This is a genomic window from Desulfobacca acetoxidans DSM 11109 (assembly GCF_000195295.1).
GTDB classification, from domain to species: domain Bacteria; phylum Desulfobacterota; class Desulfobaccia; order Desulfobaccales; family Desulfobaccaceae; genus Desulfobacca; species Desulfobacca acetoxidans.
In genome coordinates this window covers 758,365-779,190 of sequence record NC_015388.1, presented here as the reverse complement: position 1 = coordinate 779,190, position 20,826 = coordinate 758,365, and the positions used below count along the sequence as shown (strand labels likewise).

The window sequence follows — 20,826 nt, the reverse complement described above, 5'->3', positions numbered from 1 at the left end:
CTGAATCGGCGCGGAAGGCTAAGAATAATCGTCCATGACAACAAATTGCCCCGTTCAAGTTAAATCTCGATCGAAAAGGAGGTGTCAAGCAAGTGGGTCAGAAGAATTCCGGAGAAGAAAGGGGCCCCATCAATGGCTTTATGCGGCGTCTGAGGAATGTGGCGCGCGCCGCCTCCCCGTTACTGGGAATCATGGCGGCGGCTTTGCTGTTCGCCGCCCCAGCATACGATAATGCCTGGGCGGAGGAAACCGCGGTGGAGACAGCGGAGGAGACAAAGGATACGGCCGAGGCGAAATCCGTAACCCTGGAAGCCATTGCCGTAGAAGCGAACCGGATGGAGGAAGACATCGGCAGGGTTCCCCAGAGCGTTTCGGTCATCGACGAATCTGAGATCGAAGACAAGGAGATAAAAAATATCCCCGATGTCATCAAAGAGATTCCCAATATGAACACCAGCCCCTCTCACGGCAACGCCGTAAATATCCGGGGTCTGAACGCCTCCATGTTCACGAACAATAATCCGGTGGTCATGTATATCGACGGGGTGCCGTACACCGACAGGTGGGGTTTCGACGCCACCATGGCTAATGTGGAAAGAATCGAGGTATTGCGGGGTCCCCAGGGGGCCCTCTACGGCAAGGACGCCATCGGCGGGGTAATAAACGTCATTACGAAAACGCCGACCAACGTCTGGCAGGGCAGAATCGGCGCCGAGTACGGCAGTTTCAACTACATCGAGACCATCTTCAATGTGCAGGGGCCGGTAGTCAAGGATAAGTTCTTTGTCAGCGCCTACGGCCAGTACGAGCAGGACGACGGCTGGATCAAGAACACCTACCCAGGCATGGATAGGGATGCGAACAGCAAAAACGACAGGTGGTTCGGCGGCTCCCTGCTTTACAGACCCACGGACAGACTGAGCGCCAGGCTTAACCTGTCCTACGACTACGTAAGGCAAAACTGGATCGACGGCTACGGCCTCCCTGGGGGGACTCCGCTCGCCTCCTTCAACCGGGGAGACGCCGAATATGTAAATTTCGATGTGCCCTCTTTTGATAAAACGGAAAGCTTCTCCCAGAGCCTCAACCTGGCCTATAACTTCGACGCCGTGAACCTGACTTCCGTCACCACCCATAGGAAACTGGACATCGACCACAAATACGACGGCGATTACGGCAACAACAGCTACTATAACGGACTGCTTATATTCGACGAGCACAAACTCGATACCTGGACCCAGGAGTTCAGGGCGTCGAGCAACAAAAAGGAAGGGTTCCGCTGGGTCGGCGGCGTCTATTTCGATTTCGAGCAGCGCAAACAGGGGCCCTACGGTATGCAGTTTCCCACCTTCTTCGGCAATTATGAAATGAACGCGGTATCATGCGCCGACAGCAGCACCCAGGCCGTGTTCGGACAGGTGATGGTGCCCCTGATCGCGGGATTCGAACTTACGGCGGGCGGGCGATACCAGAGAATAGAGAAGGAGATCGATCTAAATACGTACTATCTGCCGGTGGGCGGCAGCGGTCCCCCCATGTACACGATGAACGGCAAGAAAACCTGGAACGTCTTTCTGCCTAGGGCGGCCCTGTCCTACTTGATCAACGAACATTGGACCCCCTATTTTTCCTGGTCGCAGGGTTATATGCCGGGCGGCTTCAATTATTTCGCCACCAGCGGCACAGTCGAAGACAACAGCTTCAAACCCGAGAGATCCACGAACTACGAACTGGGCGTGAAAGCCTCGTATGATCGCCTGCGGCTGGCCGCCTGTCTCTTCAGGATGGACATCAGGGATATCCATGTCTACAAGGCGGTGGGAACGGGGATCTGGGTCACCAGCAACGCCAGTAAGGCCCATTCCCAGGGGGCGGAATTAGAGGCGACGTATCTGCCGATTAACAGTGTCGAACTGAGCGCCGCGGTGGGCTTAATCGACGCCAAATACGACGACTACGACACGGGTACGGTAAATTTTGGGGGCCAAAGGATCGAAAACACCCCAGCCCATACCGTGAAAATCGGCATTGCCTATAATCACCCGAAAGGTTTTTACACCCGGACGGATGTCCGGAACCAGGGCGCCACCTGCTATTATGATGACGCCAACAAAATCTTCGCCAAGAAAGGAAACTATACCGTCTTGGACATGAAGATCGGCTACCGGTTCGGCTACTGGGACATCTACGCCTACGTGAAGAACCTGACCGATGAAGCGTACGTCACCGCATTCCAGTCCATGTCGACAGTGGCCGTGGCCGGTTTTGGCCAGCCGAGGACATTCGGAACGGGCCTCAGGTTCCGGTTCTGATCGCGGCCGGGGAAAACCAAAGGAGTCTCGAATTGAAAGAGCCTCGCCGCTCCTTACGGTGGTATCTCCTGCTGCTCTTCTCGCTGTACATTACGCAATACCTCGGGATCAGTTTCATCTTGGAGACGCTGGTGGCCGTATTGCGCCGGGGAGGGATGCCGCTGGAACGCCTGGGCTTCGTTTACCTCCTGGGACTGTTCTGGGGGATTAAGTTTCTCTGGGCGCCGGTCCTGGACCGCTATTCCCTTGTAAAGAGCGGTCACTTCAGGGGATGGCTCCTGATTCTCCAGTCGCTCCTCGCCATCTCGCTGCTGCTGACGGCGGGATTCGATCCCCAATCAGGGGGTCCGGCCGTTTTCTTTCTCTGCATGTTCATCTGTTTCTTCTCCTCCACGGGTGATATCGCCGCGGACGCGCTGGCCTACCGTCTGCTGACGGAAGACGAGCGGGGATACGGCAACGCAGTCAAAACCGGCGGCGGGCTCCTCGGGTATATGTTGGGCGGAGGCGTGGCGCTGATGCTCTATGCGCGCCTCGGCTGGACTCTCACTCTGCTGATCCTTGCCGCCGTCACCTTGCTATCGCTGGTGCAACTGATCTTTCTCAGGGAACCGGCCCACGTTCCGTCCCGTTGGGAGGAAACGGGGTACCTGAAACGCTTTTACAGCTACTGGACCGCCCCAGGAAGAAGCAGATGGCTGGTACTTCTGGTGCTTTACCCGCTGGCGATCAGCATCGCCTACGGCATAATCATTCCGATGCTGGTGGATGCCGGTTGGAACCTCGCACGCATCGGTTTCATCGTCAATATCGCCGGCGCCCTGATCGGGGCCAGCGCCGCCATGGGAGCGGGGTGGCTGATCCGGAAAGTGGGCCGCCGTTCCATGCTGGTGGGCACGGCCCTCGCCCAGGGACTGGGAATTCTGCTCCTACTGCTCCCCGCCTGGGGAAGACACGACATCTTCAGCGTCTGTCTGGCGGTGGGAGCGCTCATGTTCCTGCACACCCTTGCGGCAACCGTAATGTCCACGGTAATGATGGATCAGACCGACAACACCTCCCCGGCCACGGACCTGGCCATGCAGCACAGCCTGTATCAAGTCGTGGGATTCGTCGCCAGCGCGGTCAGCGTAACCTTTGCCGGCAAGTTCGGCTACGCCGCGACCATTTGCGCCGCTTCCGGCCTGGCGTTTCTCTCGCTGGCCGCCTCCGTAAAGCTCTATGCCCCCGGAACGCGGCGAGTCGGGGTTTCGGGAGCGTTCTCTCCCGCCATCGACAAACTGGAAGCGTAAGACAACAGGCAGGATTTTAAAGAGAATAGGCAACTATGAAACAGACCAAAAGGAAATCCGGGCTGCCCCGTCTCATCGAGATCGCAGGCGCGAAGAAATGGTGGCTGATCGGTTCCATGGCCTTGGCGGTGCTGTCCGCCTTCGCCCTGTTCACCCCTTATGTGGCGGTGTACCGGATTCTGACGGAACTGGCTCTCCATGCGGACGCCCCCGCAGCGATCAACCGGGACTTTATCTGGCGCTGGGGCTTCATCAGCCTGGGAGGCGTCTGCGCCTTCGGCGTGCTCTTCTATATTTCCAACATGCTTTCCCATATCGCCGCCTTCAACATTCTCTATGAACTGAGGGTGGCGCTGGCGGGCAAACTGGCGCGTCTGCCGCTGGGGTACTTCGACAAACGGGCTTCGGGCGACATCAAAAAGGTCATGTCCGAGGACGTGGAGCGGGTGGAACTCTTCGTGGCCCACCATATCCCGGATGCAACCACGGCCGTCGTCTTTCCCCTGATCATCCTCGGTTTCCTTTTCGCCGTCGACTGGCGGCCGTCGCTGGTAATACTCCTGGTGTTCCTGGGCGCGGTTCTCATTCAGTCGTCCATTTACTACGGTCCCAGATCAAAAGCAGTATATGAGAATTACCTCAAGTCACTGGGCCGGATGAACGCCAGCATCGTCGAGTACGTGCGGGGAATTCAGGTAGTCAAGATCTTCAGCCGCTCGGTGGAACCCTTCGAACGGCTCCAGAGGGCTATTCTTTCATATCGGGATTACGCATTGAATATCACAAGGAAATTCGCATTGACGTATACCGGATTCCTGACGATGCTTTCCTCTACCATCCTGTTCCTGACGCCGGTGATCATCTTTCTCCTCCTGAAGGCGCCGTCCTATTCCGCCTTTATGCCCACGGCCATTCTCTTCCTGATTTTTGGAGGAGGGATGTTCTTTCCCCTGCTGAAACTGATGCATATCGGCGGTCTGCTCAAACAGAACAGCATCGGCGTGGGTCTGATAGACGATATCCTCCACAAGCAGGAGATGACCGAACCCGAAGACCCCCGGCAACCCGCGGGAGCTTCCGTGGAATTCCGCCACGTCACCTTCGCCTATGATGAGGAAACGGTGCTCAAGGGGATCTCCTTCCTTGCCGAACCGGGCTCCATCACCGCCCTGGTGGGACCTTCGGGTGCGGGGAAGACAACGGTGGGCCTGCTTGCGGCGCGCTTCTGGGACGTGAATTCCGGAGAAATACTCATCGGGGGCGTTCCCATTCGCCAGATCAGGACGGAAGAGCTCATGCGCCTGGTGGCCTTCGTCTTCCAGGACAATATGCTCTTCTTCGACACCATCGAGGAAAACATCCGCATGGGCAACGACACCGCTTCCCGGGAAGAGGTGATGGAGGCGGCCAGGGCGGCCCAGTGCCACGAGTTCATCGAACAACTGGAAAAGGGGTACGACACCCTGGTGGGGGAAGGGGGCACCTATCTCTCCGGCGGTGAGCAGCAGCGCCTAGCCCTGGCCCGGGCCATTCTGAAAGACGCGCCCATCGTGGTGCTGGACGAAGCCACCGCCTTCGCCGATCCGGAAAACGAAGGCAAGATCCTCGCCTCTTTTTCCCGGCTGATCAGGGGAAAAACCGTGCTGGTGATCGCCCATCGGTTGAGCACCATAACCGGCGCCGACCGGATACTGGTAATTGACGCAGGAATAATCGCAGAACAGGGCAGACACGAAGAATTGCTCTCTCTGGAGGGGCTGTACGCCAAGATGTGGCGAACTTACACCCAATCGCGCCAGTGGGTGCTGGGGTCGATGACCGACCGCTGAAAGCGTGGCGCCTGCCCCGGCGGATCGCCAGCCGGCGGAGGCGCCGCCACGGATCGTGCATTATTTCCGCGAAAACCGGATGCCGACACCATCTCTTCAGTAAAGGGACATACACCATGAACCTCATAGCGCTCATCAATGCCGCCACCATGGGCCAACCGCGCCGGGTGCGGCCGCTCATCATCTGGACCGTGCTCGAATATTTCCTGCGGGGGGCTCCCTACGGTATCCTTCTCCTCGTCGTCTGGGAAATTTTCAACCCCCTGGAGCATCCGGGAACTCCCCTGAACGTCACCCGGGTCACCTGGTTCTGCGTCGCTCTCCTGGCATCCCTGATCATCCTCTACCTGGTGAGCAGAAAGGCCTATTTCGCTGCATACAAAAGCAGTTACGAGATCTGCGCCGACGGCCGTCTGGCCATCGTGGAACATCTCCGCCGGCTCCCCATGGGATTTTACAACAGCCGCGATCCCGGAGATATCGGCGCCTACATCGTCTCCGATTACGCCAGCGTGGAACAGATATTTTCCCATTACCTGCCCCAGTTTTGCGGCGCCCTGGCGGCTCCCACGGCCCTCCTGGCCGGTCTGGCGTTCATCAACTGGAAACTGGCCCTGGCCGCGGCCCTGGTGATCCCGTTGTCCCTCCCCCTGACCTGGATCTCCGTGAAAATCATCACCTACCTGGGCAAGAAGCACCAGAAGCTGCGAGTTGACTCGGCCTCGAGAATGATCGAGTATATCCAGGGAATCCGTCTCATCAAGGCGTTCAATCTGAGAGGCGTGAAATTCGAACGTCTGGAAAAGACCTTCCGCCGCCTCAAATCCATCAGTATCCGCCTGGAAGCAGGAGCAGGGCCCACCATGATCCTCGGTTCCTTCGTCCTGCACGCCGGGCTGACGCTCATTATCCTATACGGATTCAGCCTCATTCTGGCCGGCGAGCTAGCCATCCCGGTTTATGTCATGTTCCTTGTCCTGGGGGCGCGCCTCTACGAGCCGCTCCTCTTCGCCCACATATTTTTCGGCGAAATGAACTATTTCAAGCTCGGCGTGGAACGGCTGGAAGACCTGCGCCTGACACCTCCCCTGCCGGATGGAAACGCCGGCGGAAGCCTCGAAGGCAGGGAGATCGAGTTCAAAAACGTGACCTTCAGCTACCACGACGCTCCGATCCTGAAAAGATTAAACCTGAAGATTCCGGCCGGGTCACTCACGGCCCTCGTGGGGCCTTCGGGGGGAGGCAAAACTACCCTTACCCGGCTCATCGCCCGGTTCTGGGATGTGGACCAGGGTGAAATCCGCATCGGCGGGAAAAACCTCCGCAGCTACCGGACCGACGATCTGCTGGCGAATATCTCCGTCGTGTTTCAGGACGTCTACCTCTTCAACGACACCATCTACAACAACATCCGCCTCGGCCGCCCGGACGCCGGTCGCGAGGAAATCATCGCCGCGGCCCGGGCCGCCCGCTGTCACGATTTCATCGAGCGCCTGCCCGACAGATACGATACCATGGTGGGCGAAGGCGGCAGCACCCTTTCAGGGGGTGAAAAACAGCGGGTCTCCATTGCCCGCGCCCTGCTCAAGGACGCGCCCATCGTCCTGCTGGACGAGGCCACCGCGTTCCTGGATCCGGAGAATGAGGTCTTTATCCAGGAGGCCATCAACGACCTGGTCAGAAACAAGACGGTCGTGGTGATCGCCCACCGTCTCAACACCATCACCGGGGCCGACAAGATCGTGGTGGTCGACCAGGGGAAGGTCGTGGAAGAAGGAAGACACGACGAGCTGCTGGCGGGCAACGGGCTGTACGCGGCGCTCTGGCGGGAACAGCAACGGCTAAAGGAATGGAAATTCGGCGACGTTCCCGCCCTTAGTCCGGCTTGACCCTATTCTGCCGTGAAGGAGGTTTTACCGATGAAACAGCTACCCGAATCAAAAGGAAGTTACGGACGTTTCTGGCGGATGCTCATGGGCGCCATGCCGGCCAGGATACTGATGAGCGCCCTGGACCTGGGGGTCTTCGATCTCCTGGACGACTTTCGTTCCCCCGCCGAAGTGGCCCAACGGCTCGACACACATCCCGCAAACACCCGCCTCTTTCTCGACAGCCTGGTTACCGCGGACCTGCTGGAAAAACGGCACGGCCTCTACCGGAACCTCCCGGATACCACCCACTTTCTCAAGCGGGGCACGCCCCTGTACCTGGGAGATCTGCTCCGCTTCTCATGGGGGCTCTGCGTCGATCCCCTAAAGGACCTGCCGAAGCTGCTCCGGGAAGGCCCCGCCCCGGGGCCGGGCATCGAAGACGAAAACCTGTGGGCCGAGGCGTCCAGGAGCAACGCCGCCTGGGCGTTCGGGGAAATGGGCAGGATGATGGCCGGGATCGTTTCGGAGCTGGACGGCTTTCCGGGCTTTGCAAGGATGCTCGACCTGGGGGGCGGACACGGCATTTTCACCCTCTATTTCGTTCAGGCCCACCCTTCGATGACCGGGGTGGTCTTCGACAGACCGGCCATTACCCGGGCGACCAGGGAATTCATTGAAGAATACGGCATGGCGGAACGGGTCGGCATCGCTCAGGGGGATTACCTAACCGACGACCTCGGTTCCGGCTACGACCTCATATGGGCTAGTAGCACCCTGAATTTCGCCAGGCAGGAACTGGATTCCCTGCTGACCAAGATATACGCCGCGCTCAAGCCGGACGGGTACTTCGCGGCCTTTCAGGACGGGCTGACCCATGAGCATACCAAACCGGATGTGGCGCTCGGGTTTCTGCCCGGGGCATTGCAAAGCGGCGCCGATTTCGGCTTCGACCAGGGAGAGATCGCGCAAGCCATGCTCAAGGCGGGTTTTCGCTCGGTTCGTTCCCACTCCCTGGACACGCCCATGGGAACAATGGATCTGGATATCGCCCGGAAATAGGAACGTGGTTCAGAATAGGAGGTTTACCTTTCACCATCAAAAGGAAAATGGAAAAAACGGCCCTCACCTGTCTTAATGTGACTAACATTTTCCAGGCATTGCGTCGCCTGGCTGCTAAACCACATTTAGCCCTGCGTTTCCTTGGCCTTTCATTATAGCCTCGAATTACTTATTTCTCAGAAGGATAGGGAGAAAACTGTCCTTACCACCCCAAAGTTTCTTTTTTTCCCTGCTAACCTCTGGTTTATTTTCCTACAAACAGGGATAAATTCTTGCCAAAACCCACCTCCATTCTTTTTTGCTCCACAAAGTTCTCTCGTTAACGGCTTTGAAATTACCCTGGTTCCTTTTGATCCTGGCATTGACTACGAAAAAGAATAAAATTATAATATAAAATTTAATATAAAATTATCGCGGTTAACCGCATGGCAGGTCTATCTTACCTGATAAATGGCAGGCTCGGACTTCGAGGTATCACCAACCTTCCGGTCTGTGCCGTTTGGATACCATCCGAAGGTGAGCGTTCCGGTTTCTACGTCGCGGTAACGGAATGAGTAACTTTAAATAGCTTCTATTTTAGCTGTTCAACTATTATTTTTTAGCCGAACGTTTATAATTATTGAGGAGAGTTTGCCATGGCCGGAGATCAGATTACTAGTGCTTTTACGTTCGACGACCTATTGCTGTTGCCAGCCGCTTCTGCGATTCTTCCCACCGATGTTGATTTAGAAACCCGTCTGACGAAGAACCTGAAACTCAATATCCCCCTATTGAGCGCCGCCATGGATACCGTGACTGAAGCCGAAACCGCCATCTGTATGGCCCGGCAGGGCGGTATCGGCATCATCCATAAAAACATGGATATCGAACGTCAGATACTAGAAGTAGAAAAAGTCAAAAAATCGGAATCCGGGATGATCTTGGACCCGGTCACCATTGAACCCGATGCCAAAATCAGTCAGGTCCTGGAACTCATGCGGCTGTATCGGATCTCCGGCATTCCCGTTGTGCAAAACCGTAGATTAGTCGGCATCGTCACCAACCGGGACTTACGCTTTGAAACCAATCTGGAGCTTCCCGTCAAAGACGTCATGACCAAAGACCGTCTGGTCACTGCCCCGGTAGGCATCACTCTAGAAGACTCGAAGGCCTTACTGCATCAATATCGCATTGAAAAACTCCTGGTAGTTGATGACGATTTTCAGCTCAGGGGGTTAATAACTATAAAAGATATTGAAAAAATTAGAAAATACCCTTACGCCTGCAAGGATGCCTATGGTCGCCTCCGGGTCGGCGCCGCCGTCGGGGTCGGCGCTGATCGGTCCACCCGCATCGAAGCCCTGGTTAAGGTCGGAGCCGATGTCATCGTTATTGACACGGCCCATGGACACTCTCAAATGGTCCTGGATGCCGCCATGGCCAGTAAACAGGAATTTCCTCAGATTGAGCTCATTGTCGGCAATATCGGTACTTATGAAGCCGCAGTAGACCTCATCAAAGCCGGGGCTGACGCCGTTAAAGTCGGCGTCGGCCCCGGTTCCATCTGTACTACCCGAGTTATTGCTGGCGTTGGCGTTCCCCAGATTACTGCCATTGCAAACTGTGCCCGCGCCGCCCATAAATACGATGTTCCGGTCATCGCCGATGGCGGGGTTAAATTCTCTGGCGATATTACCAAGGCCATTGCCGCTGGCGCCGACAGCGTTATGATCGGCAGCCTGTTCGCCGGCACCGACGAGAGCCCCGGCGAAACCGTTATCTTCCAGGGGCGCAGCTACAAGGTTTACCGCGGCATGGGCTCCCTGGAGGCGATGAAAGAAGGCAGCAAAGACCGCTATGGTCAGGAGGCCATCGAACTAGAGTCCAAACTTGTCCCGGAGGGCATAGTTGGTCGTGTTCCTCATCGCGGTAAATTGGCAGACATTGTCTACCAATTGATGGGCGGACTGCGCTCCGGCATGGGATATGTCGGCTGCCGCACTATTAGCGAACTTATGAACAAAGCTCGCTTCGTCCGCATTACCCCGGCTGGCTTAAAGGAATCTCATGTGCACGACGTGGTCATTATGAAAGAATCCCCCAATTACCGTCTGGATTAACGGGCTTAGGGGGTAGATCGGGGTAGTTTGACGCCGTGCCCGAAAATCTTACCGGAATCATCTCCCAGGTCAAAGGATTGGCCTTTGCATTATTGACCCTTTGAAGATTTCGGCATTTTAAGGAGGTCTTGGACATCATGACCACTTTTTCCTTTCTTACAGACATCATCCCTAACGAAACCTCTGAACTCCCACAAACCTCAGGTCAAGAGGCCCATCCTGACGAACACCATCTGCGTTGGAATCTGGATCAGATCCGATACAAGTTGTTCATTCTGAGTGGTAAAGGCGGCGTCGGCAAAAGCAGCGTTGCTGTCACCCTCGCCCTGGCCCTCGCCCGCCGGGGTTTTGACGTCGGTCTTCTTGACGTTGATCTTCACGGCCCCGACGTCTATCGTATGTTGGGTCTTGGGAAACCCTTGAGTTTAATCCATGGGGAACACTCTCTTCCCGAAGACCTCAAACATTTAAAAATTATCTCGGTGGAAGCGATGATGCAAAACCGGGACGCCGCCATCATCTGGCGAGGCGCCGTAAAACACAAAATCATCCGCCAATTTCTCTCCCAAATAGAATGGGAAGCCCTGGATTTCCTCATCATTGATGCTCCCCCGGGCACTGGTGATGAGCACCTTGCCATTGCCGAATCCATCCCGGAAGCCCGGGCCGTTATCGTCTCCACTCCCCAGGAAATTTCCCTCGCCGATGTCCGCAAGTCTATCAATTTCTGCCAAAAAATAGGCCTGCAGATAATTGGTGTCGTAGAGAACATGGGCCATGTCGTCTGCGCTGACTGCGGCACTTCCATTCCTCTGTTTCGGTCCGGCGTCGGCGACCAGGCCATGCGCTCTCTTAACCTTAATCTGCTGGGCTCTTTGCCCTTTGATCCCCAGATCGTCGCGGCCGCCGACGATGGGCGTCTAAAAGACCTTGACCCTGCAGACAGCCCCTTCTTCCAGGAGCTCGACACCGTCCTTAACAACATCTTCACCGCTGTCGGTCAAACTGAGCCCCAAAAATCTCTGGCTGCGGGCGAGCCAGGGGTGACCAGATTTGCCGTTCCGGTCCAAGATGGCCGGCTGGCGGAACAATTTTCCCAGAACCAGCATTTTGCTCTAATAACCGTGCGCCGAAACCAGATCGTTGAGCAACGAGAGGCCATTCCACCCGATTTTAAGCCCGGCATCCTCCCGGCCTGGCTAAAACGAGAGGGGGTTACTCATATCATCGCCGCCGGACTAAAGACTTCGGTGCAGGATTTTTTCAACCGCCAGGGCCTTACGGTAATCCTTGCCTCATCCGGCCTCTCCCCTGAAACCCTGGTCAAACAGCACCTTGATAACCTGTCGGCCAAGAATGATTGAGTCGGTATATCCTGCATCGCAATACTTCAGCTATTTGAGAGAATAGATCAAGGCATGGTGGGTGGCGACCACCCTACAGCACTACAGCACCGGCAGGCCCACCCGTAGGGGAGAATCTTGTATTCGCCCCAAACAACTGAATTGCTACCCTGCATCAACCGCAATCATGTGGCAATCTCAGCGAACCCGACCCCGATAGGATCATCCTCCAGGTCTGTCCCAAAGTTTAAGGGCAAAGAGTGAACCCATCGCCAACCCCGGTAAATAGTCTAACCCCAAACGGCTTGGTCGAAGTGGCGGTCACCCTCCCCCTCTTCCACACTCTGACCTATCGATTGCCCGAGAAATTGGCCACTGGCATCGGGATCGGCGTCCCCGTTCTGGTACCGGTGGGACGGCGTCAAGTAACAGGATATATCCTTGGCCCGGCCCGAGCAACTCCAACGGTCACCATAAAAGATGTCAACGCCATTCTCGACTCCTGGCCCAGATTCGACGCCGCACTGGTTCCCTTCTTCCGCTGGCTGGCTGATTATTACCAGCACCCCATCGGCGAGGTCTTCAGGACCGCCCTCCCCACTCCCCGGTCAGGGAAAAATGACGGCCAAGAATATTGGGTCACCCTTAACCTGACCGGCGCCGATGTCCAAAAACCGGGCCGTCTCGGTCCCAAAGCCAAGGCTATCCTGGCATTTTTAAAAGATATCGGTAGCTGCCCGCTCGCGCATCTATCCCGGTTTATTCCCCGGCCCCGCGAGACTCTCGGACGGTTAGCGCGAGCCAATCTTGTCATTCTCGCGCCGCGTGCCCGGCATTTCGATCCCCTTGCCGAAACACCTGCAGCCGCGCCGCCGCCCGTCTTGAGCCCTGACCAGGAGGAGGCCTGTCAGGCCATCCGTCTCGCCTTGAGGCGGCAGGGTTTCTCTCCCTTTTTGGTGTACGGGGTGACGGCCAGCGGAAAGACCGAGGTATATCTTCAAGCCGCCCAAGAAGCCTTGGCCTTGAAAAAAAGCGTTTTGGTGCTGCTACCCGAAATCGCCCTGACACATCCCATAGGCCAAGCCTTCCGGCAACGCTTCGGCCCTCGGGTCGCCCTGCTGCACAGTGGTCTGTCTGATAACGCCCGCGTCGATCAGTGGCGCCGTCTGGCGTTGAAAGAAATGGACATCGCGGTGGGCGCCAGGTCAGCCGTTTTTGCCCCCCTAGCCGACCTGGGCTTGATTGTGGTGGACGAAGAACACGACCAGTCTTATAAGAATGAAGGCGGACTGCCTTACCAGGCTCGAGACGCAGCCCTTTACCGCGGGCAATTGGCCGGAGCCGTAACGCTTCTGGGTTCGGCCACGCCATCGGTAACCACCTACTACCGGGCACAACGGGGAAAATACCAATATATCAGCCTGCCCGAGCGGGTCACTCCGCAATCCCTGCCGCAGGTCCATCTGGTAAACCTCAGGGAACACCGGGAAGGGCGTCGCCTACCGATCATCTCTGCCCCGTTGCGCCTGGCTATTGCAGAAACTCTCAGTCGCAAAGAACAGGTCCTCCTCTTCCTCAACCGGCGTGGTTACGCCAACGTTTATTTCTGCCTCTTCTGCAGCCACATCTTTCAATGCCAACACTGCAGTGTCAGCCTCACCCTGCATCGCCAGGAGGGAAAACTGCGCTGCCATTATTGCGGCTATCAGGAACCACTCCCGGTCGTCTGCCCCCAGTGCCAGTCCACTGCTTTAAAGCACTATGGCTTAGGCGGAGAATTTCTCGAAAGAGAGGTCCGCCGGCTCTTCCCAGAGGCCAGGATAGCTCGATTAGACCGCGACACCGCCTCTCACCGCGGCAAGGCGATCCAGATCTTAGAAGAGATGAAGACACACCGGCTGGACATCCTCATCGGCACTCAGATGATCACCAAAGGGCATGACTTTCCCCAGGTTACTCTGGTGGGGGCAGTGGCCGCCGATCTCAGCCTCTATTTTCCGGAGTATCATGCCGGGGAGCGGACCTTCCAACTTTTGACCCAGGTAGCGGGTCGGGCCGGGCGGGGAGACCGTCCCGGGCAGGTCTTCATCCAGACGTATCATCCGGAGCACTTTGCCCTGACTGCCGCCCAGCGGCACGACTATCAGGCTTTCTATGAAGCCGAACTGGCAGCCCGCCGCGACCTGGGTTATCCCCCCTTCACCCGCTTGGCGCTTCTCCGTCTCCAGGGCAAGAACGCCGCCACCGTAGAGGCCGCGGCCCATAAAGTTGCACGGGCGGCCCAAACCATCCTTCGCACGCATAACTTGGAGAAACACCTGCGAATATTAGGACCGGCACCAGCGCCGCGCTCTCGCCTCAAAGAGCAGTACCGCTGGCAGATATTGCTCAAAAGCTACGGCCGCCAACCCCTGAGCGCACTATTAGACCAGCTCCGGGCTAGCGGCGGCAAGGGTTGGGGACCGGATGTGACCCTCCTGGTCGATATGGATCCCGCCGGAATGCAATAGAACCCGAGACAAAAATCAACAATTCATTGAACATGTTCTCGGTTAAACTCATTCAATAGGATAGCCAGGAGGGTGGCGCCGTTTCCACTATGGTTCCCTCAAGAGTGCTTCCATCCGATACCACGTTATCTTCATGGTAGGTGGACGACTTACACACCATGAAAATTACCAAGGAAATAAGTTTCGAGTTTTGAGTTCCGAGTTAATAAGAAAATGACTTCCGTACCGGATGGAAGTTCATGCCACCGGCAGATGATTTTCATGGTTTGCAGGTGGCCGCTAGATAATGGCAATAACCAAGAAAAATTTGACATCTTTTCAAGAGATGATCATAATATATATTATGAAAGCCATCGCCTTCGATACTTTAGAGTTTGCCAATAGGCTCAAAGCCGCCCATTTCACCGTGGAACAGGCGGAGACCATGACCACGGCCATCGCTTCGCTGATCAACGACCAGGTAGCCACTAAACGCGACATCGAAGAACTCCATGCTGCTACCAAACGCGACATCGAAGAATTGAAAGCCAGCATCAAACTGGACATCGAAGAGTTACGAGCCGCCACCAAACATGACATCGAAGAGCTCCATGCTGCTACCAAACGCGACATCGAAGAATTGAAAGCCAGCACCAAACGCGACATCGAGGAACTCAGGATCGAACTCAAGCGCGATATGAAAGAACTCGAACTTCGCCTCCGACACGACCTCACCCTACGCCTTGGCGGCATGTTGGTGGCCGGCATCGGCATCGTCGCCGCCCTAGTCAAACTGCTCTAAAAGATTGACTTTTTAACTGCAACGCTCTATTTTATTTAACCGAAAAGCTGATATTGGCAATTTCGATTAAAACGTCGGCATCAGGATCGTTGACCGTGGGGGTCTTGCGTCTAGCCTTTACCACATTGAGGCCGTCCCTTTTGATGATCACCTCCGCCCGGCCATTGCCATCGGTTTTCAGTGAATCTTTCTCTATTCCTTCAGCTATCACCGCAGCCCCTGGCAGGGGGTGGCTATCATATAGTACCTGGAAAGGCAGCTTATCCTCAACCTTAAGGACAAGAGGATTTTTCAGTGGCAGAAGTTCCATTTTACCACCCAAAGGTTTAGCAAAGCGATCGTTCCACTGCCAGAAATTCTTATTCAATATTTCCGCTCTAATAGAATCAATAGCGTCTTTGGCATCGCGCTTGGAGATATTCTTATATCCTTCCGGAGTTTTACAATAAACTCCGGGGCTATAAACGATGGACACCAAAGCCGGGGGCTGGGCAGGAGCTAAAAGGGTTCGAGTGCCCTGCGGGATTACCCGTACTGCCACCTCTCTCCCGGATGAATCAAAGCCCTTGGCTGTCTTGACAAATTCCGGTTTATAAGGATCACTTTTGCCATCATGCTTAAACATAACCACCAGGTTACCTTTCTCTTTAGCCACCCAGAGTTCATGAGCGGAGAGGAGATCAATAAAAAGCAAAGTTAAGGCCGCCGCGATCACTATATTTTTTTCCATAGATATCTACCTCTCCCCGCTTGCGGGTGTTTTTGAAAGAATGACAATTACATCTGGCAATTTTCTTCCTGCGAGAAATATCCTTGACAGCCCCGGATAAATCTGTTTTATTATATTTCAATAAATTGAGGGGAATGGGAATCCATGCAGGTTCGGTCGGAAAGCCAGCAGAGCAGCACTTTTTATTTTTACTTTTATTATCTCTGGCCCTGAACCTGCGCCCTCCTTCTGCAACAAGTAACTACCTAAAATAAATAGTAAAAGCTGTGGCGCAGGTGAAGCGGCCACGGCTTTTTTTATGTCGGAGGCCGAGGGTTGTTTCAGTATCAGGGCGATGGCGCCACAGAAAACAAGGAGGCCCGTATTATGATCGGCAAAATGATCCGCCTGGAACGCATCCTGAATCGTGAGACCGGACGCACCGTAATCGTCCCTATGGACCACGGCGTCACGGTCGGCCCCATCGAAGGTTTGATCGATATGAAGACCACGGTGAATAGCGTGGCCATGGGGGGGGCCAATGCCATCGTTATGCACAAAGGCTTGGTGTCCACCGGCCACCGTCGCCGCGGTCGCGACGTCGGCCTAATCATCCATCTCTCAGGCTCCACCAGTCTCTCTCCCTTTCCGAACGCCAAGACCCTCGTTTGCAGCGTTGAGGAGGCTATCAAATTAGGGGCCGATGCGGTTTCCATACATGTGAACATCGGCGACGGTACTGAACGGGAGATGCTGGCCGACTTCGGACAGGTTTCCCGAGAGGCCAGGGATTGGGGCATGCCGCTGCTGGCCATGGTTTACCCGCGCGGGGAAAAAATCAAAGACGAATACGAACCCCGAGTTATCAAGCATGCGGCGCGCTTAGGGGCGGAATTGGGCGCCGACATTGTCAAAGTATCCTATACCGGCGCAGTGGAAAGCTTCCGGGAAGTGGTGGCCGGCAGTCCGGTGCCCGTGGTTATCGCCGGCGGTCCCAAGATGAATTCCGACCGTGAAATTCTCGAAATGGTGAAGGGTTCCATCGAGGCCGGCGGCTCCGGGGTCTCCATTGGCCGTAATGTCTTCCAGCATCGTAATCCGACGCGGATGGTGGGCGCTATCAGTCTGCTGGTACACGAAAACAGCACAGTGGACGAGGCCCTGGCCTTCCTGCAAACCCCAGATCTGGAGCGCTGAGATGAAACAGGTATGGGTTAAGGTAGACCCCTGGGACAAGAAGCGGGTGACTACGGCCCTGGAAGGGGGTGCCGACGCAGTCTGGACGCCCCCCGGCTATGCCGCGGAAGTAAAAACCCTGGGAAAGATTCCCGTCATCGCCCCGGATGGAGACCTGGCGCCGGGACAGGACCTTTTCGAGGTGACGCTCAGCAGGGCCGATGATGAGGCCGATATCGCGGCCAAGGCCAAGACCCATCCGGTGGTGGTGCATTGCGCGGATTGGACCATCATCCCACTCGAAAATTTAGTGGCCCAATGCCCTGCCAATCTTTTTGTTGAGGCCGCCACGGTGGAGGAAGCCCGCACCTTTCTGGGGATTCTGGAGCGCGGGGTCGACGGTCTGGTCATCACTGCCGCAGATTTAGGCGAGGTCAAGCAGTTACTCCGACTGGTCAAAGAAATCTCACCGCCGGTGGAACTGACACCTGCCACCGTAGCCTCGGTGCACCTCCTGGGCATGGGTGACCGGGTCTGCGTGGATACCTGCACCCAGATGGGTCGGGGCCAGGGTATGCTGATAGGCAATTCTTCCGCCGCCCTCTTTCTCGTGCACGCCGAATCCCTCGAGAATCCGTATGTCGCCGCCCGGCCCTTCCGGGTCAACGCCGGGCCGGTGCACGCCTATATCCGGGTTCCAGGTGGAAAGACCCGATATCTGAGCGAACTTAAGGCGGGAGATGAAGTCCTGGTAGTGGATTACAGCGGCCGCACCCTGCCCGCCACCGTCGGTCGGGTAAAGATCGAAAAGCGGCCCTTGATGTTGATTACGGCCACCCACGAGGGCCGGGAATGCAGCACCATTGTCCAGAATGCCGAAACCATCCGACTCACCCGGCCCGATGGGGAGGCCGTCTCGGTGGTGCAGCTATCCCCCGGCGATCAAGTATTGGTGGCCCTGGAAGAAGCCGGACGCCATTTCGGCTACAAGGTTACGGAGACTATTCTGGAAAAGTAAGTTAAGGTCTGGATTTCGGTTTCCAGTTTTCTGCTTGCCGTCTGAGGGTGCAAGAAACGTAATACTTCGGCTATCTGAGAGAATAAATCAAGGAATGGCGGACCGTATCCACCCCACAGCACCGACAGGTCCATCCGATAGGGGCGAATCCGGTGTTCGCCCCAAACAACTGATGTGTTACAATTCAGTTCTCATCCTGACTTTAGAGGTATCGGCTCCTCATGACAGATAAAAAAAGCGTTCGGCGTCAGATTGACATCACCGATGAACAGCTCTTGACCCTCATCAACCAGCGGTTACAACTGGCCCAAACCATCGGGGAAATCAAGAATCGGGAAGATCTGGCCACACTTGATCCCAAGCGGGAGCAGGAGGTCCTTGACCGTCTCAAGCGGTTCAACACCGGACCGCTTACCGAGGAGGGGTTGCGCAATATCTTCCGAGAGATCATCTCGGCGGCGCGCCAGGTACAGCGGCCATTGTCGGTAGCCTTCCTGGGTCCGGAGGCCACCTTCACCCATCTGGCGGCCATCAAAAAATTCGGCCGCTCCACTTTTTTTAAACCCCTGCCCACCATCTCGGAAGTCTTCATGGCGGTGGAGAAGAGCAACCATCATCTTGGCGTCATTCCCATTGAGAATTCCACTGAGGGGGTAGTAAACGAGACCCTGGACCAGTTCGTTGAAACCAAGCTCCAGATCTGCGGCGAAATCTATCTGGAGATCTCCCACGACCTGATATCCCGTTCCGGCCAGATAAACGATATTGAAATTATCTATACTCACCCCCACGCTCATGGCCAGTGTCGGAAATGGCTGCAAGGACACCTGCCCCAGATACCGGTGTTGGAAGTCAGTTCCACCGGTCTGGCGGCCCAGAAGGCGGCCCACAACCCCAATTCGGCGGCCATCGCCAGTGGTTTTGCGGCCTCCCTATACGAGTTGCGGGTAGTGGAATCACGTATTGAAGATCACCGGGAAAACGCCACCCATTTTTTTATCATCGGTCCCTATGCCCCCGGGGCTACCGGGGCGGATAAGACATCAATCATTTTTGCGGTAGCCGATACCCCTGGGGCATTGTATAACATGCTGCGGCCGCTGGCGGAGCGGGGCATCAATATGACTCGCATCGTCTCGCGGCCGATGAAGACCGTTGCCTGGCGGTATCTCTTTTTTGTCGACCTGGACGGTCATCTACAGGAGTCCGCTCTTCAGGAATGCCTGCACGAAATGGAAGAGATGAGCGCTTTTTTCAAGATCTTGGGATCGTTTCCCAAGGCTGAGGCCATCGAGAAAGTCAGTTGAGCTCCATCAGAATCTGCATCCCGGTGGTAGAGACCGACTGCGACGCCGCCTGCCAGTGCCTGGCCCGGATACATGCCCAGGGCTTCCTGGCAGAACTGCGGCTGGATTATCTCATTCAACCTGATTTGCAGCATCTACTCCACGCTCCGCGTGGCCCCGTCATCGCTACCAACCGCCTGCCCAACGAGGGAGGGCGGTTTTCCGGTCCGGAGTCAGCGCGTCGGCGTTTGCTGGAACAGGCCATAGATTTGGGGGCGGATTATGTAGATGTGGAGTTCAACGCCGATCCCTTCTGGCGAAATGACCTGTTGGCCCACCGCGGCGCGGTCAAGCTAATCCTCTCCTGGCATGACTTTAAAGGTCCCTCGACTCCCCCCCGGCTGCACGAGATTATGACGGCCATGATCGACTGCGGCGCCGATATTATCAAGCTGGTCACCTATGCCCATCACCCCTCAGACTGCCTCGCCCTATTGGGTCTCATCCCGGCAGCGCAGCAGCAGGGCCAGGACATTATCGCCTTCTGCATGGGGTCGGCCGGGAAATACTCCCGCGTCATCGCGCCGCTGTTGGGCAGTTATCTGACCTTCGCCGTCCTGGAGGCGGGGAAAGAATCGGCGCCGGGTCAACTCACCGTCCAGGAAATGACCTCCATCTGGGAGATGTTGACATGATTACCGGTGCAACCATTATTTTCGGCATCCTGGGCCGCCCCGTAGCCCATTCCCTCAGTCCGGCGATGCACAACGCCGCTTTTGCCGCCCTTGGCCTCAACGCCGTCTATGTTCCCTTTGCCGTTCAGGATTTGGTAGCAGCGGTGCAGGGATTACGCGGATTAAACATCGGCGGCGTCAGCGTCACTATCCCATTTAAAGAAGAGATCATCCCCCTTCTGGACGAGGTGGACGAGGAAGCTCAAACTATCGGCGCCGTGAATACCGTCGTGAACCGCCAGGGATGGTTGTGGGGTTGCAACACCGACTGGCAGGGAGCGCTGACGCCCTTGCAGGAACAGATTGCATTATCCGGGCAACAGATCATGGTTCTGGGCGCCGGCGGCGCTGGCCGGGCCATTGTCTATGCTGTTCGCCGGGCTGCAGGACTGGTAACCGTCGCCGACCTGAACCCAGATCGGGCCCGAAACCTGGCCCAGGAGTTTGGGGTCGCCTGTCTGCCTTTGGAGGAAATCGACCAAAGCACCGCCACGGTGCTAATCAACGCCAGTCCGGTGGGCATGGCGCCCCATATAGAGGCGACGCCGCTTCCGGCCAGGTGTTTAGACCGGTTCCAGGTGGTCATGGATATTGTCTACCAGCCCCTGCAGACGCGTCTGCTGCGAGAAGCGGCGGCACGAGGGGCTCGCACCATTGACGGCCTGCAGATGTTGATACATCAGGGTGCTCGGCAATTTGAGCTCTTCACTGGCCAACCGTCGCCGGTGGAGACCATGCGCCGGGCGGCTTTAGAGGCGCTGGGAAAAGAGCGAGCTGAGTCCTGAGTTTCGAGAAAAAAATATTGGA

General features: G+C 56.3%; 15 protein-coding genes. 14 read left to right on the top strand and 1 reads right to left on the bottom strand.

Annotation, left to right across the window (positions count from 1 at the left end; translation table 11 throughout):
- Positions 1-92 precede the first annotated feature (92 nt).
- The 9 genes from DESAC_RS03285 (at position 93) to DESAC_RS03245 (ending at position 15,096) form a co-directional block, all read left to right on the top strand.
- Positions 93-2,312, top strand: a complete 2,220-nt coding sequence (locus DESAC_RS03285) for a TonB-dependent receptor (RefSeq protein WP_013705657.1) — start codon at positions 93-95, stop codon at positions 2,310-2,312.
- A 32-nt stretch (positions 2,313-2,344) separates the two neighbouring features.
- On the top strand, positions 2,345-3,604 hold the full coding sequence (locus DESAC_RS03280; RefSeq protein ID WP_013705656.1) for an MFS transporter: 1,260 nt from the start codon (positions 2,345-2,347) through the stop codon (positions 3,602-3,604).
- A gap of 35 nt (positions 3,605-3,639) precedes the next feature.
- The gene (locus DESAC_RS03275; RefSeq protein WP_013705655.1) at positions 3,640-5,433 is read left to right on the top strand and encodes an ABC transporter ATP-binding protein; all 1,794 of its coding nucleotides are present in this window, start codon (positions 3,640-3,642) and stop codon (positions 5,431-5,433) included.
- Positions 5,434-5,549: 116 nt separating this feature from the next.
- Positions 5,550-7,322 carry an ABC transporter ATP-binding protein gene (locus DESAC_RS03270; protein ID WP_013705654.1) on the top strand — a complete coding sequence of 591 codons (1,773 nt, stop codon included), beginning with the start codon at positions 5,550-5,552 and terminating at the stop codon, positions 7,320-7,322.
- A 30-nt stretch (positions 7,323-7,352) separates the two neighbouring features.
- Complete coding sequence (locus tag DESAC_RS03265; protein WP_013705653.1) at positions 7,353-8,363, top strand: class I SAM-dependent methyltransferase; 1,011 nt, start codon at positions 7,353-7,355, stop codon at positions 8,361-8,363.
- 635 nt (positions 8,364-8,998) lie between these two features.
- Complete coding sequence (gene guaB, locus DESAC_RS03260; RefSeq protein WP_013705652.1) at positions 8,999-10,462, top strand: IMP dehydrogenase; 1,464 nt, start codon at positions 8,999-9,001, stop codon at positions 10,460-10,462.
- 137 nt (positions 10,463-10,599) lie between these two features.
- Positions 10,600-11,826 carry a P-loop NTPase gene (locus DESAC_RS03255; RefSeq protein WP_013705651.1) on the top strand — a complete coding sequence of 409 codons (1,227 nt, stop codon included), beginning with the start codon at positions 10,600-10,602 and terminating at the stop codon, positions 11,824-11,826.
- Between the two features lie 239 nt (positions 11,827-12,065).
- Positions 12,066-14,315 (top strand): replication restart helicase PriA, encoded by a 2,250-nt coding sequence (gene priA, locus DESAC_RS03250; RefSeq protein WP_013705650.1) that lies wholly within the window; start codon positions 12,066-12,068, stop codon positions 14,313-14,315.
- A gap of 343 nt (positions 14,316-14,658) precedes the next feature.
- Positions 14,659-15,096: a CCDC90 family protein gene (locus DESAC_RS03245; protein WP_083800317.1), complete on the top strand. Its 438-nt coding sequence runs from the start codon at positions 14,659-14,661 to the stop codon at positions 15,094-15,096.
- Positions 15,097-15,127: 31 nt separating this feature from the next.
- Here DESAC_RS03245 and DESAC_RS03240 read toward each other — a convergent pair whose 3' ends face one another.
- Complete coding sequence (locus DESAC_RS03240) at positions 15,128-15,826, bottom strand: DUF4198 domain-containing protein (protein ID WP_013705648.1); 699 nt, start codon at positions 15,824-15,826, stop codon at positions 15,128-15,130.
- Between the two features lie 366 nt (positions 15,827-16,192).
- Between DESAC_RS03240 and DESAC_RS03235 the strand changes: the two genes are divergently transcribed.
- From DESAC_RS03235 to DESAC_RS03215, 5 genes are all read left to right on the top strand, one after another.
- A complete protein-coding gene (locus tag DESAC_RS03235; protein ID WP_013705647.1) occupies positions 16,193-17,002 on the top strand; it encodes a 2-amino-3,7-dideoxy-D-threo-hept-6-ulosonate synthase in 810 nt (269 codons plus the stop codon).
- 1 nt (position 17,003) lies between these two features.
- Positions 17,004-17,999: a 3-dehydroquinate synthase II gene (locus DESAC_RS03230; RefSeq protein WP_013705646.1), complete on the top strand. Its 996-nt coding sequence runs from the start codon at positions 17,004-17,006 to the stop codon at positions 17,997-17,999.
- A gap of 221 nt (positions 18,000-18,220) precedes the next feature.
- Positions 18,221-19,306, top strand: coding sequence for a prephenate dehydratase (pheA, locus tag DESAC_RS03225; RefSeq protein ID WP_013705645.1), 1,086 nt, complete (start codon positions 18,221-18,223; stop codon positions 19,304-19,306).
- Entirely contained in the window at positions 19,303-19,980 is a 678-nt protein-coding gene (gene aroD, locus DESAC_RS03220) for a type I 3-dehydroquinate dehydratase (RefSeq protein WP_013705644.1), read from the top strand. The genes pheA and aroD overlap by 4 nt, the downstream gene beginning before the upstream one ends.
- Positions 19,977-20,804 carry a shikimate dehydrogenase gene (locus DESAC_RS03215; protein ID WP_013705643.1) on the top strand — a complete coding sequence of 276 codons (828 nt, stop codon included), beginning with the start codon at positions 19,977-19,979 and terminating at the stop codon, positions 20,802-20,804. The genes aroD and DESAC_RS03215 overlap by 4 nt, the downstream gene beginning before the upstream one ends.
- Positions 20,805-20,826: the final 22 nt, after the last annotated feature.

Coding starts and splice junctions, on each gene's coding strand:
- DESAC_RS03215 (WP_013705643.1), top strand. CDS start 19,977: ATGATTACCGGTGCAACCATTATTTTCGGCATCCTGGGCCGCCCCGTA.
- pheA (WP_013705645.1), top strand. CDS start 18,221: ATGACAGATAAAAAAAGCGTTCGGCGTCAGATTGACATCACCGATGAA.
- DESAC_RS03270 (WP_013705654.1), top strand. CDS start 5,550: ATGAACCTCATAGCGCTCATCAATGCCGCCACCATGGGCCAACCGCGC.
- DESAC_RS03235 (WP_013705647.1), top strand. CDS start 16,193: ATGATCGGCAAAATGATCCGCCTGGAACGCATCCTGAATCGTGAGACC.
- DESAC_RS03230 (WP_013705646.1), top strand. CDS start 17,004: ATGAAACAGGTATGGGTTAAGGTAGACCCCTGGGACAAGAAGCGGGTG.
- guaB (WP_013705652.1), top strand. CDS start 8,999: ATGGCCGGAGATCAGATTACTAGTGCTTTTACGTTCGACGACCTATTG.
- DESAC_RS03265 (WP_013705653.1), top strand. CDS start 7,353: ATGAAACAGCTACCCGAATCAAAAGGAAGTTACGGACGTTTCTGGCGG.
- DESAC_RS03245 (WP_083800317.1), top strand. CDS start 14,659: ATGAAAGCCATCGCCTTCGATACTTTAGAGTTTGCCAATAGGCTCAAA.
- DESAC_RS03275 (WP_013705655.1), top strand. CDS start 3,640: ATGAAACAGACCAAAAGGAAATCCGGGCTGCCCCGTCTCATCGAGATC.
- DESAC_RS03240 (WP_013705648.1), bottom strand. CDS start 15,826: ATGGAAAAAAATATAGTGATCGCGGCGGCCTTAACTTTGCTTTTTATT.
- DESAC_RS03255 (WP_013705651.1), top strand. CDS start 10,600: ATGACCACTTTTTCCTTTCTTACAGACATCATCCCTAACGAAACCTCT.